The organism is Streptomyces sp. NPDC050161 (genome assembly GCF_044460025.1).
GTDB lineage: Bacteria > Actinomycetota > Actinomycetes > Streptomycetales > Streptomycetaceae > Streptomyces.
Window position 1 is genome coordinate 67,696 of sequence record NZ_JBITJM010000015.1, and the last position, 12,841, is coordinate 80,536.

Annotated in this window: 12 protein-coding genes; 9 read left to right on the forward strand and 3 right to left on the reverse strand. The window is 70.3% G+C overall.

Features of this window, described 5'->3' with window-relative positions; genetic code table 11:
- The first annotated feature begins 55 nt into the window (after positions 1 to 55).
- The 3 genes from ACIBK8_RS23815 to ACIBK8_RS23825 all read left to right on the forward strand — a co-directional run bounded on the left by ACIBK8_RS23815 (position 56) and on the right by ACIBK8_RS23825 (position 2,751).
- Complete coding sequence (locus tag ACIBK8_RS23815) at positions 56 to 955, forward strand: alpha/beta fold hydrolase (RefSeq protein WP_399043843.1); 900 nt, start codon at positions 56 to 58, stop codon at positions 953 to 955.
- Between the two features lie 201 nt (positions 956 to 1,156).
- A complete protein-coding gene (locus tag ACIBK8_RS23820) occupies positions 1,157 to 1,639 on the forward strand; it encodes an HAD family hydrolase (protein ID WP_399043845.1) in 483 nt (160 codons plus the stop codon).
- Between the two features lie 392 nt (positions 1,640 to 2,031).
- Complete coding sequence (locus tag ACIBK8_RS23825) at positions 2,032 to 2,751, forward strand: transglycosylase SLT domain-containing protein (RefSeq protein ID WP_399043847.1); 720 nt, start codon at positions 2,032 to 2,034, stop codon at positions 2,749 to 2,751.
- Positions 2,752 to 2,910: 159 nt separating this feature from the next.
- On the opposite strand, the gene ACIBK8_RS23830 is transcribed toward ACIBK8_RS23825, so the two are convergent.
- Positions 2,911 to 3,090, reverse strand: a complete 180-nt coding sequence (locus ACIBK8_RS23830; RefSeq protein WP_399043849.1) for a hypothetical protein — start codon at positions 3,088 to 3,090, stop codon at positions 2,911 to 2,913.
- A gap of 532 nt (positions 3,091 to 3,622) precedes the next feature.
- Between ACIBK8_RS23830 and ACIBK8_RS23835 the strand changes: the two genes are divergently transcribed.
- The 3 genes from ACIBK8_RS23835 to ACIBK8_RS23845 all read left to right on the forward strand — a co-directional run bounded on the left by ACIBK8_RS23835 (position 3,623) and on the right by ACIBK8_RS23845 (position 6,326).
- A complete protein-coding gene (locus ACIBK8_RS23835) occupies positions 3,623 to 4,342 on the forward strand; it encodes a transglycosylase SLT domain-containing protein (RefSeq protein ID WP_399043847.1) in 720 nt (239 codons plus the stop codon).
- Positions 4,343 to 4,702: 360 nt separating this feature from the next.
- The gene (locus ACIBK8_RS23840; protein WP_399043851.1) at positions 4,703 to 5,560 is read left to right on the forward strand and encodes a lysozyme; all 858 of its coding nucleotides are present in this window, start codon (positions 4,703 to 4,705) and stop codon (positions 5,558 to 5,560) included.
- Between the two features lie 307 nt (positions 5,561 to 5,867).
- A complete protein-coding gene (locus ACIBK8_RS23845; protein ID WP_399043852.1) occupies positions 5,868 to 6,326 on the forward strand; it encodes a spore-associated protein A in 459 nt (152 codons plus the stop codon).
- A gap of 94 nt (positions 6,327 to 6,420) precedes the next feature.
- Here the strand turns inward: ACIBK8_RS23845 and ACIBK8_RS23850 are convergent, their stop codons facing one another.
- Positions 6,421 to 7,938, reverse strand: a complete 1,518-nt coding sequence (locus ACIBK8_RS23850; RefSeq protein WP_399043854.1) for an SDR family oxidoreductase — start codon at positions 7,936 to 7,938, stop codon at positions 6,421 to 6,423.
- A gap of 144 nt (positions 7,939 to 8,082) precedes the next feature.
- On the reverse strand, positions 8,083 to 9,177 hold the full coding sequence (locus ACIBK8_RS23855) for a LacI family DNA-binding transcriptional regulator (RefSeq protein WP_399043856.1): 1,095 nt from the start codon (positions 9,175 to 9,177) through the stop codon (positions 8,083 to 8,085).
- A gap of 513 nt (positions 9,178 to 9,690) precedes the next feature.
- Between ACIBK8_RS23855 and ACIBK8_RS23860 the strand changes: the two genes are divergently transcribed.
- The 3 genes from ACIBK8_RS23860 to ACIBK8_RS23870 are packed head-to-tail and all read left to right on the forward strand — an operon-like array spanning position 9,691 to position 12,802.
- A complete protein-coding gene (locus ACIBK8_RS23860; RefSeq protein WP_399043858.1) occupies positions 9,691 to 10,995 on the forward strand; it encodes an ABC transporter substrate-binding protein in 1,305 nt (434 codons plus the stop codon).
- Positions 10,992 to 11,903 carry a carbohydrate ABC transporter permease gene (locus ACIBK8_RS23865; RefSeq protein ID WP_399043860.1) on the forward strand — a complete coding sequence of 304 codons (912 nt, stop codon included), beginning with the start codon at positions 10,992 to 10,994 and terminating at the stop codon, positions 11,901 to 11,903. The genes ACIBK8_RS23860 and ACIBK8_RS23865 overlap by 4 nt, the downstream gene beginning before the upstream one ends.
- Positions 11,900 to 12,802: a carbohydrate ABC transporter permease gene (locus ACIBK8_RS23870; protein ID WP_399043862.1), complete on the forward strand. Its 903-nt coding sequence runs from the start codon at positions 11,900 to 11,902 to the stop codon at positions 12,800 to 12,802. The genes ACIBK8_RS23865 and ACIBK8_RS23870 overlap by 4 nt, the downstream gene beginning before the upstream one ends.
- Positions 12,803 to 12,841 lie beyond the last annotated feature (39 nt).

Below are 12,841 nucleotides of genomic sequence, written 5' to 3' on the forward strand. Positions count from 1 at the left end.
GCATCCCCGCCCGGCCGCCGTCGGCTCACCACGGACCTCCCCAGAAGGAAAAGCCATGTCCGAGGAAACGATCCGCTCCCTGTCGGTGAACGGGGTGCCCTATGCGTACCGCGTGCTGCGGCAGCCGGACGGGATCACCCAACCCGTGCTGGTGCTCGGCGGCGCGCTCCAGGGGATGTTCGACTGGCAGCAGATGGAAATGCGGCTGCGCCCGGTGGCGAGCGTGATCACCGCGGATCTGCCGGGCATGGGCAGCGCCGCCGCGCTCCCGCCGGGTCCTGGCGTGGACCTGCTGTGCGCGGCGGTCGAGCGGATCATCGACGACCTCGACGTCCCGCGGATCAATCTGTTCGGTTTCTCCTACGGCGCGGGGATCGCCTTCGGCTGCGCCCGGCGCTTCCCCCGGCGGATCGCGCGGCTGGCGCTCGGCGGCACGCCGGTCCACATCGGTGCGGCGCAGACCGAGCGCTGGCGGCGGGCGCGCGAAGAGCTGGCGCGCGGTGCGGTCGACCGTTGCGCCTCGCTGATCGCCGACGGTCTGCTGTGCCGGGACGAGCAGCGGTTCATCACCCGCAGACGGCTCGCCCACCGCTATGTGCAACGGGCCGTGCTGCACGCGGCCCGGCACGCACCGCACGCCGTCGACTCGCTGCTCCGCGCTCCGGCCAACCGCCCGGACTTCTCCGGCGGCCTGGCCGGGGTGCCCACCCTGGTCTTCAGCGGCGCGCACGACACGGTCACCTCCCCGGCCCGTCAGCGCCGCTTCGCCGGCACCCTCTCCGAAGGCCGGTTCCTCACCATCCCGGACACCGACCACTGGGTCGTCCTCGAACGCCCGCAGGCCGTAGCGGACTTGACGGCCCGTTTCTTCACGGACGGTCCCCTGTCCTCGGCCCCCGGCCTGGCCCCGGCCACCCGCGAGGCAGAGCCGACCGACGGGACCGCGTACGCGTGAGGGGCGCGTACCCGTCGTACCCGTGACAGCCCTTACCCGTGCGTGAAGCGGGCGCTGCTGCCGTGTGCACGGCGGGCCGGCCGGTCGGCGTCCGCGCCATTCCTGATGGCCGGAAGCCGACCGTATCCGCGCGGCCCTGCCCCACCCCGTCGGCGACCACGCCATGGACGCCCTGCTCACCGGGCTGGAGGCGGGGCTTTCGTGTCGGCGGCTGCCCACCGGCGCGCCTTCACCACCTGGTACGGGTCCGTTCCCGCCCTCGCGCCGTATGCCGGAGCGCTGTACGAACAGCTGCGGACGCCCGAGCACTGGCTGCCGTACGCCGACGCCGGGGAAGCACTCGCCGGGCTGGCGGACCGCGGCATCGCGGTCGGAGTGGTGAGCGATGTGGGGTGGGATCTGCGGCCCACCTTCGCGCGGCACCGGCTCGACGGGTACGTCGGCGCCTGGGTCCACTCCTTCGAGCACCGCACGGAGAAGCCGGATCCACTGCTGTTCCGGCACGCCTGCCGACTGCTGGACGTCGAGCCCACGCAGACCTTGATGGTCGGTGATCATCCGGCCAAGGACGGCGGCGGCGCGGGCGCGGGCCTGCGGTCCTACGTCCTGCCGAGCGGCGCGACACCTGGTTGCCGGCGCGGCCTGGACGCGGTCCTGCGCCTGGTGGGGCCGGCCGCGGCCTGACCATGGCCGCGGTGCGTCCCCACGCGCCATCTTCCGTGTGACCCGGGCAACTTCGACGCCCTCCCGTTGGCCCGCAACTCCGGTGTTCCGGGCGCCGTTGGGTGATGCCGGGCACAGGGTGCACGTCACGTACGAGCCGTCGTAGTCGAGGTACGCCCGCTCAACCGTGCCGAAAAGCGGTCACAACATCGGGCATTTCGGCGGATCTCACGATGAGGGGTAGTACAACCCATCATTGCCACCGCTCCAGGGCCGCGTTAACCATTACTCGGGTAGCACCGAGAACGTGCCGAAAAGGCTCCTCCCCGTCGTGAGCGAGCGCGGCCAGACCTCGGTCACACGCGCCGCCGAAGGCCGCTCCCCCGCACACCACCCGGAAGAGGTCACCCCGCATGCCCAGCTTCACCCTGCTCCGCAACGCCCGCATCACCCGCACCCACAAGGTCGCCGTCGCCGTCCTCGCCACCGCCGGCGCCACCACCGCCCTCACCGTCACCACATCCCCCGGCAACGCCCAGGCCACCACCGCCGCACACGCCCCCACCGCAGTGAAGCCCGTCAACGCCAACGGCCTCCCCGCCAAGCCCCAGACCGGCAAGGACACGGCCGCGAAGAACGCGAAGGCCGCGGGCGAGACCACCGCTTCGGTGGCCGACCGGCTCAAGGTGACCGCCATCGCCGAGCAGGGCCACACCGCCCAGCAGGCCGCCGACCGCTCCCTGGAGCGCAAGGCGCTCGCCGCGCCGAAGGCGGCACCCAAGGCTGCCCCGAAGGCCGCGCCGAAGCAGTACAAGAACAACCTGGACGGCTGGATCCGCCAGTCCCTCGACATCATGAAGGACAAGGGCATACCCGGCTCCTACAACGGGCTCCACCGCAACATCATGCGCGAGTCCTCCGGCAACCCCAACGCCGTCAACAACTGGGACATCAACGCCATCAACGGCATCCCCTCCAAGGGCCTCCTCCAGGTCATCCAGCCCACCTTCGACACCTACCACGTCAAGGGCACCCCCCATAAGCTCACCGACCCCATCGCCAACATCACCGCCGCAGCCAACTACGCAGCACACCGCTACGGCTCCATCGACAACGTCAACTCCGCCTACTGAGCCGGAACATGACGGCCGGCGCGCACGGCGCCGGCACTTGGCGAAGGCCGGTCGGACGTGCCGGTACGGCACCGTCGACCCGACGAGGGCCCTGTCCGCTTCCCGCGGACAGGGCCCTCGTCATGTCTGCGCCCGGCCGGCGGGCCGGGCGCCCGGACGTCAGCGCAGGGCGCCTCCCAGCAACGGCCCTCCGAGGAGGGCGCCGACGACGCCCCCCGCGAACTCCAGACCGGCCTTCTCCTTGGGCGTGAGCTCGTGGTCGTCGGCGGACGCCGTACCGGAGGCGAGCACTCCAGCGGCCAGCACACCCGCGACGACGACGGCGAGGCGACGGTACATATGCGGTTCCTTACGGTGAGTGACTCCCAGTGGGGCTCTCACCCTCGGGGAACTCCCGCCGCCGCGGCCACCCGACAGCCCGCGCGCTGCTGCGAACGGCCCACCGACTCCGCCACAACGGACGCCGCGCACGGCCATGACCACGGGGCGGCGCTTCCGGTCGCCTCCGAAACTCCTCCCGCGCACCCCGCCACCCCTGTGAGCCACACAACTCCAAGGGGTCGCGGACCGGGGGCCCGGGGTGATGCCCGGCACAGGACGTGCGTCACGTACGAGCACACCTAGTCGACGCCATTCCGCTCCCCCCTTGGGGAAAACGGTCACAACATCGGGCATTTCGGTGGATCTCACGATGAGGGGTAGTACAACCCATCATTGCCACCGCTCCAGGGCCGCGTTAACCATTACTCGGGTAGCACCGAGAACGTGCCGAAAAGGCTCCTCCCCGTGGCGAGCGAGCGCGGCCAGACCTCGGTCACACGCGCCGCCGAAGGCCGCTCCCCCGCACACCACCCGGAAGAGGTCACCCCGCATGCCCAGCTTCACCCTGCTCCGCAACGCCCGCATCACCCGCACCCACAAGGTCGCCGTCGCCGTCCTCGCCACCGCCGGCGCCACCACCGCCCTCACCGTCACCACATCCCCCGGCAACGCCCAGGCCACCACCGCCGCACACGCCCCCACCGCAGTGAAGCCCGTCAACGCCAACGGCCTCCCCGCCAAGCCCCAGACCGGCAAGGACACGGCCGCGAAGAACGCGAAGGCCGCGGGCGAGACCACCGCTTCGGTGGCCGACCGGCTCAAGGTGACCGCCATCGCCGAGCAGGGCCACACCGCCCAGCAGGCCGCCGACCGCTCCCTGGAGCGCAAGGCGCTCGCCGCGCCGAAGGCGGCACCCAAGGCTGCCCCGAAGGCCGCGCCGAAGCAGTACAAGAACAACCTGGACGGCTGGATCCGCCAGTCCCTCGACATCATGAAGGACAAGGGCATACCCGGCTCCTACAACGGACTGCACCGCAACATCATGCGCGAGTCCTCCGGCAACCCCAACGCCGTCAACAACTGGGACATCAACGCCATCAACGGCATCCCCTCCAAGGGCCTCCTCCAGGTCATCCAGCCCACCTTCGACACCTACCACGTCAAGGGCACCCCCCATAAGCTCACCGACCCCATCGCCAACATCACCGCCGCAGCCAACTACGCAGCACACCGCTACGGCTCCATCGACAACGTCAACTCCGCCTACTGAGCTGACGCGGTACCCCGGCACCGCGGCGATGCGGTACGGGTGCGAAGCACCGGTGAGGCGGCGCACGGCGAGGTGACGCCGCCACCACCGAACTGACGGATGCGGCGACTGGCGCGTGCGCCGCTGCGCAGACAAGCGGGCCCCGGCACCACGGGGCCCGCTTTCGCGTTCCCGGGCGCGCTGCGGCGAGCGCGTCACCGGGCCGTTGTGGCGCCGGACGGGTGACACCGTCCGGCCGGACGGGGGCCTCAAGGTCTGTCGGGTCATAGGAGCGAGCGGTGCAGCGTATATGTCTCCTTATCGGCAGGAATCTGCTCAAAATCTGCCGCACCGCCAACCGATGGCCTTCGGAGGTACCCGATGCCCCTGCGCAGATCCGGTCCGGCCCGTCGCACCTTCCCCGCCGCGGCCGGAACGCTCCTCTCCCTCTCCGCGCTCGTCCTGCCACTCGCCCTGCCCGGCACCGCCGCGGCGGCCGGGGGCGGCAAGGAACCCGCCCACCCCGACCAGGACTGGATGGGCTCCACGATCGCCGCCCACGAGGGCGTCGACCGCGCCGGTGGCTCCGATACGCAGGCGTCCCCCTCGGCATCGTCGGTCGAAGGTGTCGACGTCTCCAGCCACAACGGCAACGTCAGCTGGTCCACACTGCGCACCAGCGGCGTGCGCTTCGCGTACGTCAAGGCCACCGAGGGGACCACCTACAAGAACCCGTACTTCACCCAGCAGTACCGGGGCTCGTACGACGCCGACATCATCCACGGCGCGTACCACTTCGCGCTGCCCGACCACTCCAGCGGTGCGTCGCAGGCGACGTACTTCGCCGGGCACGGCGGGGCGTGGTCGAAGGACGGCAAGACGCTGCCCGGGGCGCTCGACATGGAGTACAACCCCTACGGGGCGACCTGCTACGGCAAGAGCACGTCGGCGATGATCCAGTGGATCGCCGACTTCGTGACCACGTACCGGGCGAAGACCGGGCGGGACGCGGTCATCTACACCTCCACCAACTGGTGGACGAAGTGCACCGGGAACTCCAGCAAGTTCGGCAAGACGAATCCGCTGTGGGTACCGCGCTACGGCTCGTCCGTCGGGACGCTCCCGGCAGGGTGGCCGTTCCAGACGATCTGGCAGTACACCTCCACCGGACCGACGGTCGGCGACCACAACCGCTTCAACGGATCGTTCACCCGCCTCAAGGCGCTCGCCAACGGCTGACCCGCCCGCGGGAGCAGCTGCCGACGGCCGGTCCCCGGCGCCGCACCAGGCGCCGGGGACCGGCCGTTGCCGTGCCTTGGAGCCGTCCGGAGAAAAAAATTTCGGCAACCGCGTTCGAGGGGCGGGGAATTGGCGGTGAAGTGCGGCAACGAGCCTTTTTCCGGGGTGGTTTGATGCCGCGCGAGTGGCTTGTTCGAACGGGGTGCGGGAAGTTCACCCACGGTCGGTACAACCATCTCCGTACGAGCGTCGTCCAACACTGTGCAATGACCACGCGAAGGACACCACCTCTGACGGGGGTATTCCCATGAAGCGTTCTCGTGCCATCGCAGGTTCGGCCGTGCTGGCAGTGGCGGGTTTGGCCACGATGGCCGGCGCCACCAGTGCGTCGGCCACACCCGCACGTGCCGCGTCGGCGGCGTACAACGGAGCCTGTGGAAGCGGCTACAGCGTAGTGAATTCCGCGGAGATCTCCGGAAAGGGAAAGGTGTTTCTGACCTACAGCGGCAAGACGGGTAAGAACTGTGTCGTGACGGTGCGGAACACCACCGGAAAGCCGGTCTCCATCTACACCTATCTCGGGCCGACCGACGGGAGTTCCGACACGGTCTTCGACAGCGGGCTTTACACCAGTTACGCGGGCCCGGTGTATTTGCTCGCGAAGGGCCGCTGTGTGGACTGGGGCGGCACGATCGAAAACGTCAGTGTCAGCGTCAACGGCTCGAACTGCGGCCGGCTGGCGGCCGGTACGGTGACCCACCACTGAGCAGCGCACACGGCGGATTCCGGGCCGGGTGCCCGGGGTCCGCCGTTTTTGCATGGCGACGTGTGTATGGCGAGCTGCGACGTGGCCGGTCGCCTCAGGGGGCGGGCGGTTCCGGCGCCGTCTCCGCGGTCCTGGCGATGTTGCGGGCCATGCCGCCGAACACCGCGGCGTGGAACGGGGACACCGCCCACCAGTAGGCGTGCCCGGCCAGGCCGTGCGGGTGGAACAGGGCCCGCTGACAGTAGACCGTACGGCCGCGGGTGTCGTGGCCGACGGCCAACTCCAGCCAGGCCAGGCCAGGTAGCCGCATTTCGGCGCGGAGCCGGAGCAGCCGGCCGGGCAGGATCTCCTCGACGCGCCAGAAGTCCAGGGCGTCGCCGACCCGCAGCCGGCCCGCGTCGCGTCTGCCGCGCCGCAGCCCCACCCCGCCGACGAGCCGGTCGAGCCAGCCGCGCGCCGCCCAGGCCAGGCCCGACGAGTACCAGCCGTGTTCACCGCCGATGCCTTCCACCACCCGCCACAGTGCTTCGGGCGCGGCGTCCACCCGGCGTGCGCGGCGGTCGGTGTAGAGGGAGCCGCCCGCCCAGTCGGGGTCGGTGGGCAGCGGATCACTCGGTGCGCCAGGCACCGCGGCGCTGGACCAGCGGGTGGCGACCTCGGCCTCGCGGATCCGCCGCAGTGCCAGGTCCAGCGCGTCGTCGAAGGGGATGGGGCGGCCCGGCAGGTCGGGTACGTAGCGGGCGATGTCGTGCTCCTGGCAGACGACTTCGTGCCGCAGCGACTCGGCGAGCGGCCTGGCCAGGGCGCCGGGGACCGGTGTGACCAGCCCGACCCAGCGGCTGGACAGGCCCGGTGTGAGCATCGGCACGGGGAGGATGAGCCGCTCCGGGAGGCCGGCGACGCGGGCGTAGCGCTGCATCATGTCGCGGTAGGTGAGCACGTCGGGGCCGCCGATGTCGAAGGCCCGTGAGACGTCGTCCGGCAGGCCGGCGCAGCCCACCAGGTAGCGCAGCACGTCGCGGATGGCGATGGGCTGGATGCGGGTGCGTACCCAGCTGGGTGTCACCATCACGGGGAGGCGTTCGGCGAGGTAGCGCAGCATCTCGAACGAGGCGGAGCCGGAGCCGATGATGACGGCGGCGCGCAGCACGGCGGTGGGGACGCCGGACGCCAGGAGGATGTCGGCGACCTCGGCGCGGGAGCGGAGGTGGGGCGAGAGGGACTGCTGCGGTACGCCGTCGGGGGTCAGGCCGCCGAGGTAGACGAGGCGGCGGACGCCGGCGGCGCGGGCCTGTTCGGCGAAGATCCGGGCGGCCCTGCGGTCGGTCTCCTCGAAGTCGTGGCCGGTGCCGATGGCGTGCACCAGGTAGTAGGCGGTGTCGACGCCGTCCAGGGCGGCGCGGACCGATGCGGCGTCGGTGACGTCCCCGCGGCACGCCTCGGTCCGGCCGGCCCAGGGGTGGTCGCGCAGCTTCTCCGGGCTTCTGGCGAGCGTGCGTACGGCGTATCCGGCGTCCAGGAGTTCGGGGGCGAGCCGGCCGCCGATGTAGCCGGTCGCGCCGGTGACCAGGGCGAGGGGGCGGGCCGCGGGTGACGGCTCGGTCTGGGCCATGCGGGCGGTCTCCTCCGTGGGGCATGGCGGCCGTGCGCTGGGCGGCCGTCCATAGGGTGCATATGGGGACGATACGCCTCCTTGGTGTCGTCGACAGCTCCGTCCGGCCAGGGGCGGAGCGTGCTGCGGGCGGCGGCTCCAGGGCTACGGCGCGTCCGGTGTGCCGGTGCTCTCGCGGGCTTCCAGGTGCGGGAGTTCGCCGTGCACGGTGCGTGGCGGGCCGCCGTCGATGACGGTGAGGAGTTCCTGGGCGGCGAGCCGGCCGAAGCCGGGGGTGTCGCGGACCAGGGCGGTGAGCTGGGGGTGGGTGACGCGGCACAGGGCCGAGTCGTCCCAGGCCACGATCGACAGGCCGCCGGGGACGGAGATGCCGCGGCCCGCCGCCACCGAGGCGCCGGCCACGGCCATCACGTCGTTGTCGTAGATGATCGCCGTGGGCGGCTCGGCGGTGTCCAGGATGCGGCGGGTGGCTTCGGCGCCCTCCGCGTCGGAGTAGTCGGTGGTCACCGAGCGGACCTGGTGCGCGCCGAGGCCGTGGCGGTCCGCCTCGGTGCGCAGGGAGTGGATACGGCGCGCGGTGTGGGCCAGTCCCGGCAGGCCGGCGACGTGCACGATCCGGCGGTGGCCGAGGCCGTGGAGGTGGTCGATGACCCTGGCCATGGCCTTGGAGTCGTCGGCCCAGACCGTGGAGACCTGCGGGGGTTCCGCGGCGGTGGCCGCGCCGGGTGACGCCTGGGCGGGGAGGCCGCCGACGACGACGGCAGGCAGGCCGAGGGAGGCGAGCAGGCCGGGGCGCGGGTCCTCGGTGCGGGGGTCGACGACGAGGACGCCGTCCACCCGGCGTTCGGCCCACCAGCGGCGGTAGAGGGCGCATTCCTCGTCCAGGTCCTCGACCACCTGGAAGAGCAGCGCGGTCCGGCGTGCCGAGAGGACTTCCTGGATGCCGGAGACCAGTTGGAGGAAGAAGGATTCGACCCCGAGCGTGCTGGCCGGGCGGGCGAGTACCAGGCCCGCGCTGCCCGCGCGTTCGCCGGAGAGCGCGCGGGCCGCGCTGTTGGCCTGCCAGCCCAGCTCTTCGGCGACGCGGCGGATCCGGGCGCGGGTGTCCCGGGAGACGCCGGGGCGGTCGTTGAGCGCGAACGAGACGGCGCTCTCCGAGACCCCGGCGCGGCGCGCGATGTCCTTGATCGTCGGCCGCCTGGCGGGTTTGCGGCGGGCGGCCTCGCCGGACGCTGTCATGACGGGCTCTCCTCGTGCGGTGGTCTCGCTCGCCTCGTCGCGGTGGCCGCAGCGGCGAGCCAGGGGCGGTGCGGGTGCCTCTTGCGCGCTGCTTCCTAAACCGCATTAGTACCGTCAGTCTGATCACTGGGGCGGAGTGTGTCAATCGGCGGCTCCAGGGCTTTCCGTGGCGCTCCACATGCCGCCGTCCGACTGGCGTTTCCGCAGGTCAGGGCGGGTGAATACGGCATTCTGCGGCCCTCCGCGAGGCCGATTCCGGTGTGGGTATTGACACTCACTAAATCGCATTAGTACCGTCTGCCGCATCATCGCACCGAGGCTCGCGTTAACGGTCGGCCGGTGCGTTGAAGGGGCACGGCACAGTTGTTGATTTTCGCGTGTCCGGGGCAGGAAGCGGCATCCAGCGGCAGCGCGTGGACGCCGAGAGAGTCCGCTCCGGAAACACGCCCTGTCGCATCCGGCTGCCGCAATGATTCGCCCTGTTTCTGGTCCGAGAAGAGGAGCCAGCCAGCCATGCGTATATCCCGCCGAGCAGCCGCGTCCGCCGCGGTACTGGTCACATCGGCGCTCGCCCTGACCGCGTGCGGGGCCTCGGGAGATTCCGGCGCTTCGGACAGCGCGACGGGAAAGGTCGAAGGTCGGGTGACCTTCCAGACCTGGAATCTCAAGGCCAATTTCAAGGACTACTTCGAAGGGCTCATCGCGGACTTCGAGAAGAAGTATCCGGATGCCGAGGTCAGTTGGGTGGATCAGCCGGCCGAAGGCTATCCGGACAAGCTCAGCGCGGACGCGGCGGGCGGCACACTCCCCGATGTCGTCAATGCGTCACCGGACCTCGCCTATCCGCTGGCCAAGGCCGGTATCGCGCTCGACCTGCACAAGGCGGCGGGAAAGTACGAGGACGAGTATCTGGCGGGTGCCTGGAAGAGCTACGAGATGCCGGGCATGGCGGGTGTCTACGCATTCCCCTGGTATTTGAACACAGGACCGATGTTCTACAACAAGGCGCTCTTCAAGAAGGCGGGGCTCGATCCCGAGAAGCCGCCGACGACGTACGGAAAGCTCTTCGCGGACGCCCTGACGATGGCGAAGAAGAGCGACGGGAAGATCGCGATGCTGGCGAGCACCCCGTCGATCGAGGACTTCGGGCGCTACGGCGTACGGCTCATGAACGCGCAGGGCACCGCCTTCACCTTCAATGAGCCGAAGGGTGTCGAACTGCTCGGGCATTACCGGGAGTTGTACAAGGCGGGCGCGCTGGATTCGCAGGCACTGACCGCCGTGGCCGAGTCCGCGGGGCGCAAGTTCCAGCAGCAGTCCGTGGCGATGAACCCGGGCAGTGCGCTGGATCTGGGGAACTTCAAGAGGGAGGCGCCGAGCCTCTACAAGAACATCGGGATCACGGACACGGTCAACAACACCGGCAAGGCCAATATGTACGTCCAGGGCCTGATGGTGAATGCGCAGAGCAAGGTCAAACCGGCCGCGGTGGCGTTCGCCCACTTCGTCACGGACCGCAAGCACCAGATGGACTTCGCGAAGCGGGTGGCGATCTTCCCCAGCACCAAGGGTTCGCTCGACGATCCGTACTTCACCAAGGAGGACGGCACGGACGCGACCCGGGTGCGCATCGCGTCCGCCAAGTCCCTCGGCAGCGCGGTGAATTACACGCCGGTGCTGATCAGCGACCAGATGAAGACCGTGCTGCGCAACGCCGTCGCGAAGGCGGTGCAGGGCAAGGAGTCGCCCAAGGCCGCGCTCGACGGTGCGGTCGATGAGTGCAACCGGCTGCTCACGACCGGCGCGGGCGCACGGTGACGACCGGCACGGCCCGAGCGGCGAAGGCACCGGGGGCCGTCCGCAGGCATCTGCCCACCAGCCCCTGGCTGTTCCTCGCCCCCGGGCTGCTGATCGTCGCCGGGTTCAGCCTGTATCCGTTCCTGAGCACGGTGGTGAACTCCTTCACCGACTCCCGCACGCTCGTCGCGGGGCAGTACGTGGGCGGCGCCAACTACCAGGAGCTGATCCATGACGCGATGTTCTGGACCGGCCTGCGCAACAGCCTGCTGTACGTCCTGGGGGTCGTGCCGCTGCTGGTGATCCTGCCGCTGCTGCTGGCCCTGCTCGTCCAGGGGCGCTTCCCCGGGATCACGTTCTTCCGTGCCGCGTTCTACACGCCGGTGGTCGCGTCCGTCGTGGTGGTCGGGCTGATCTGGGTGTGGCTGCTGGACGACCGCGGGCTGATCAACGCCGTGCTGGAGGCGGTCGGCTTCGGCAAGGTCGGCTTCCTCAGCGACCCGTGGCTGCTGCTGCTCAGCGCGATGGCGGTCACGGTCTGGAAGGGCCTCGGCTACTACATGATCGTTTATCTGGCGGCGCTGGCCAACGTCCCGCGCGAACTGCACGAGGCGTGCGCCGTCGACGGCGCGGGGGCGGTGCGCCGCTTCTGGACGGTCACCGTCCCCGCGGTGCGCTCCACGATGGTGCTGGTGGCCGCGCTCGCCTCGGTCGGCGCCTTCAAGGTGTTCTCCGAGGTCTATCTGATGGCCGGGCCGACCGGCGGCCCCGGTGGCGAGGACACCACGCTGGTGATGCTGGTCCAGCAGGTCGGCACGGGTCTCAACGGCCGGGTCGGCTATGCGTCGGCGCTGTCCGTCGTGGTGTTCGTGATCACGCTGGGGCTGATGCTGCTGGTGCTGCGCGCCAACCGCAAGGAGGACGCATGAGTGCCACGGCAGAACAGCAGCGGCGGGCCGCGCCGGACGGCGACGGCCGGATACGGCGCGGCAGGAGCGGCCGGCGGACACCGGTGTGGCAATGGGTACTGCGGTACCTGCTGCTGCTCGCCGTGCTGGCGCTGACCGTGGGGCCGTTCCTGTGGCAGCTGTCCACCTCGCTCAAGGGGGCGGGCGAGGACATCTACCGCTATCCGCCGAGCCTGGTGCCGCACGCGGCGACGCTGGACAACTACGCCGGTGTCGCAAAGATCATCCCGGTCTGGGACTTCGCGCTGAACTCCCTGAAGGTCGCGGTCGCCAACGTCCTGACGAACTGTCTGGGCGCGGCGCTGGCGGGCTACGCGCTGGCCCGGATGAGGTTCCGCGGCCGGAAGGCCGCACTCGTCGTCTTCCTCATGGCGATGCTGGTGCCGGTGGAGAGCATCATGATCGCCCAGTTCGTGACGATGCGGGAACTCCAGCTCAACAACACCCTCATCGGGGTGCTGCTGCCCGCCTGCATCGGCGCCATGAACGTGCTGCTGATGCGGAACGCCTTCGCCGCGCTGCCCTACGAGGTGGAGGAGGCGGCGTTCGTCGACGGTGCCAACGCCTGGCAGCGGTTCCTGCGGATCGCGCTGCCTTCGGTCAAGGGCACCCTGGCGGTGGTGGCGATCTTCGCCTTCATGGGGGCGTGGGACGACTTCCTGTGGCCGCTGATCGTGCTCAGCGACCAGTCGAAGTTCACCCTGACGATCGGCCTGAACTTCCTGCACGGCACCTTCGCGAACAATCAGCGCCTGGTCGCGGCCGGCACCGTCATCGCCGTGCTCCCCCTGATCGTGTTGTTCGCCTGTCTCCAGCGTTTCTTCTTCCGCGGTGTCGGCGAGGGTGCGGTCAAGGGCTGAGGCCCGCAGAACCACCGACCGCTCCCCCGCCTGTGCCGT

Excerpts from the sequence above, each read along its gene's own strand:
- ACIBK8_RS23815 (WP_399043843.1), top strand. The coding sequence starts at position 56 with ATGTCCGAGGAAACGATCCGCTCCCTGTCGGTGAACGGGGTGCCCTAT.
- ACIBK8_RS23825 (WP_399043847.1), top strand. The coding sequence starts at position 2,032 with ATGCCCAGCTTCACCCTGCTCCGCAACGCCCGCATCACCCGCACCCAC.
- ACIBK8_RS23830 (WP_399043849.1), bottom strand. The coding sequence starts at position 3,090 with ATGTACCGTCGCCTCGCCGTCGTCGTCGCGGGTGTGCTGGCCGCTGGA.
- ACIBK8_RS23835 (WP_399043847.1), top strand. The coding sequence starts at position 3,623 with ATGCCCAGCTTCACCCTGCTCCGCAACGCCCGCATCACCCGCACCCAC.
- ACIBK8_RS23840 (WP_399043851.1), top strand. The coding sequence starts at position 4,703 with ATGCCCCTGCGCAGATCCGGTCCGGCCCGTCGCACCTTCCCCGCCGCG.
- ACIBK8_RS23845 (WP_399043852.1), top strand. The coding sequence starts at position 5,868 with ATGAAGCGTTCTCGTGCCATCGCAGGTTCGGCCGTGCTGGCAGTGGCG.
- ACIBK8_RS23850 (WP_399043854.1), bottom strand. The coding sequence starts at position 7,938 with ATGGCCCAGACCGAGCCGTCACCCGCGGCCCGCCCCCTCGCCCTGGTC.
- ACIBK8_RS23855 (WP_399043856.1), bottom strand. The coding sequence starts at position 9,177 with ATGACAGCGTCCGGCGAGGCCGCCCGCCGCAAACCCGCCAGGCGGCCG.
- ACIBK8_RS23860 (WP_399043858.1), top strand. The coding sequence starts at position 9,691 with ATGCGTATATCCCGCCGAGCAGCCGCGTCCGCCGCGGTACTGGTCACA.
- ACIBK8_RS23870 (WP_399043862.1), top strand. The coding sequence starts at position 11,900 with ATGAGTGCCACGGCAGAACAGCAGCGGCGGGCCGCGCCGGACGGCGAC.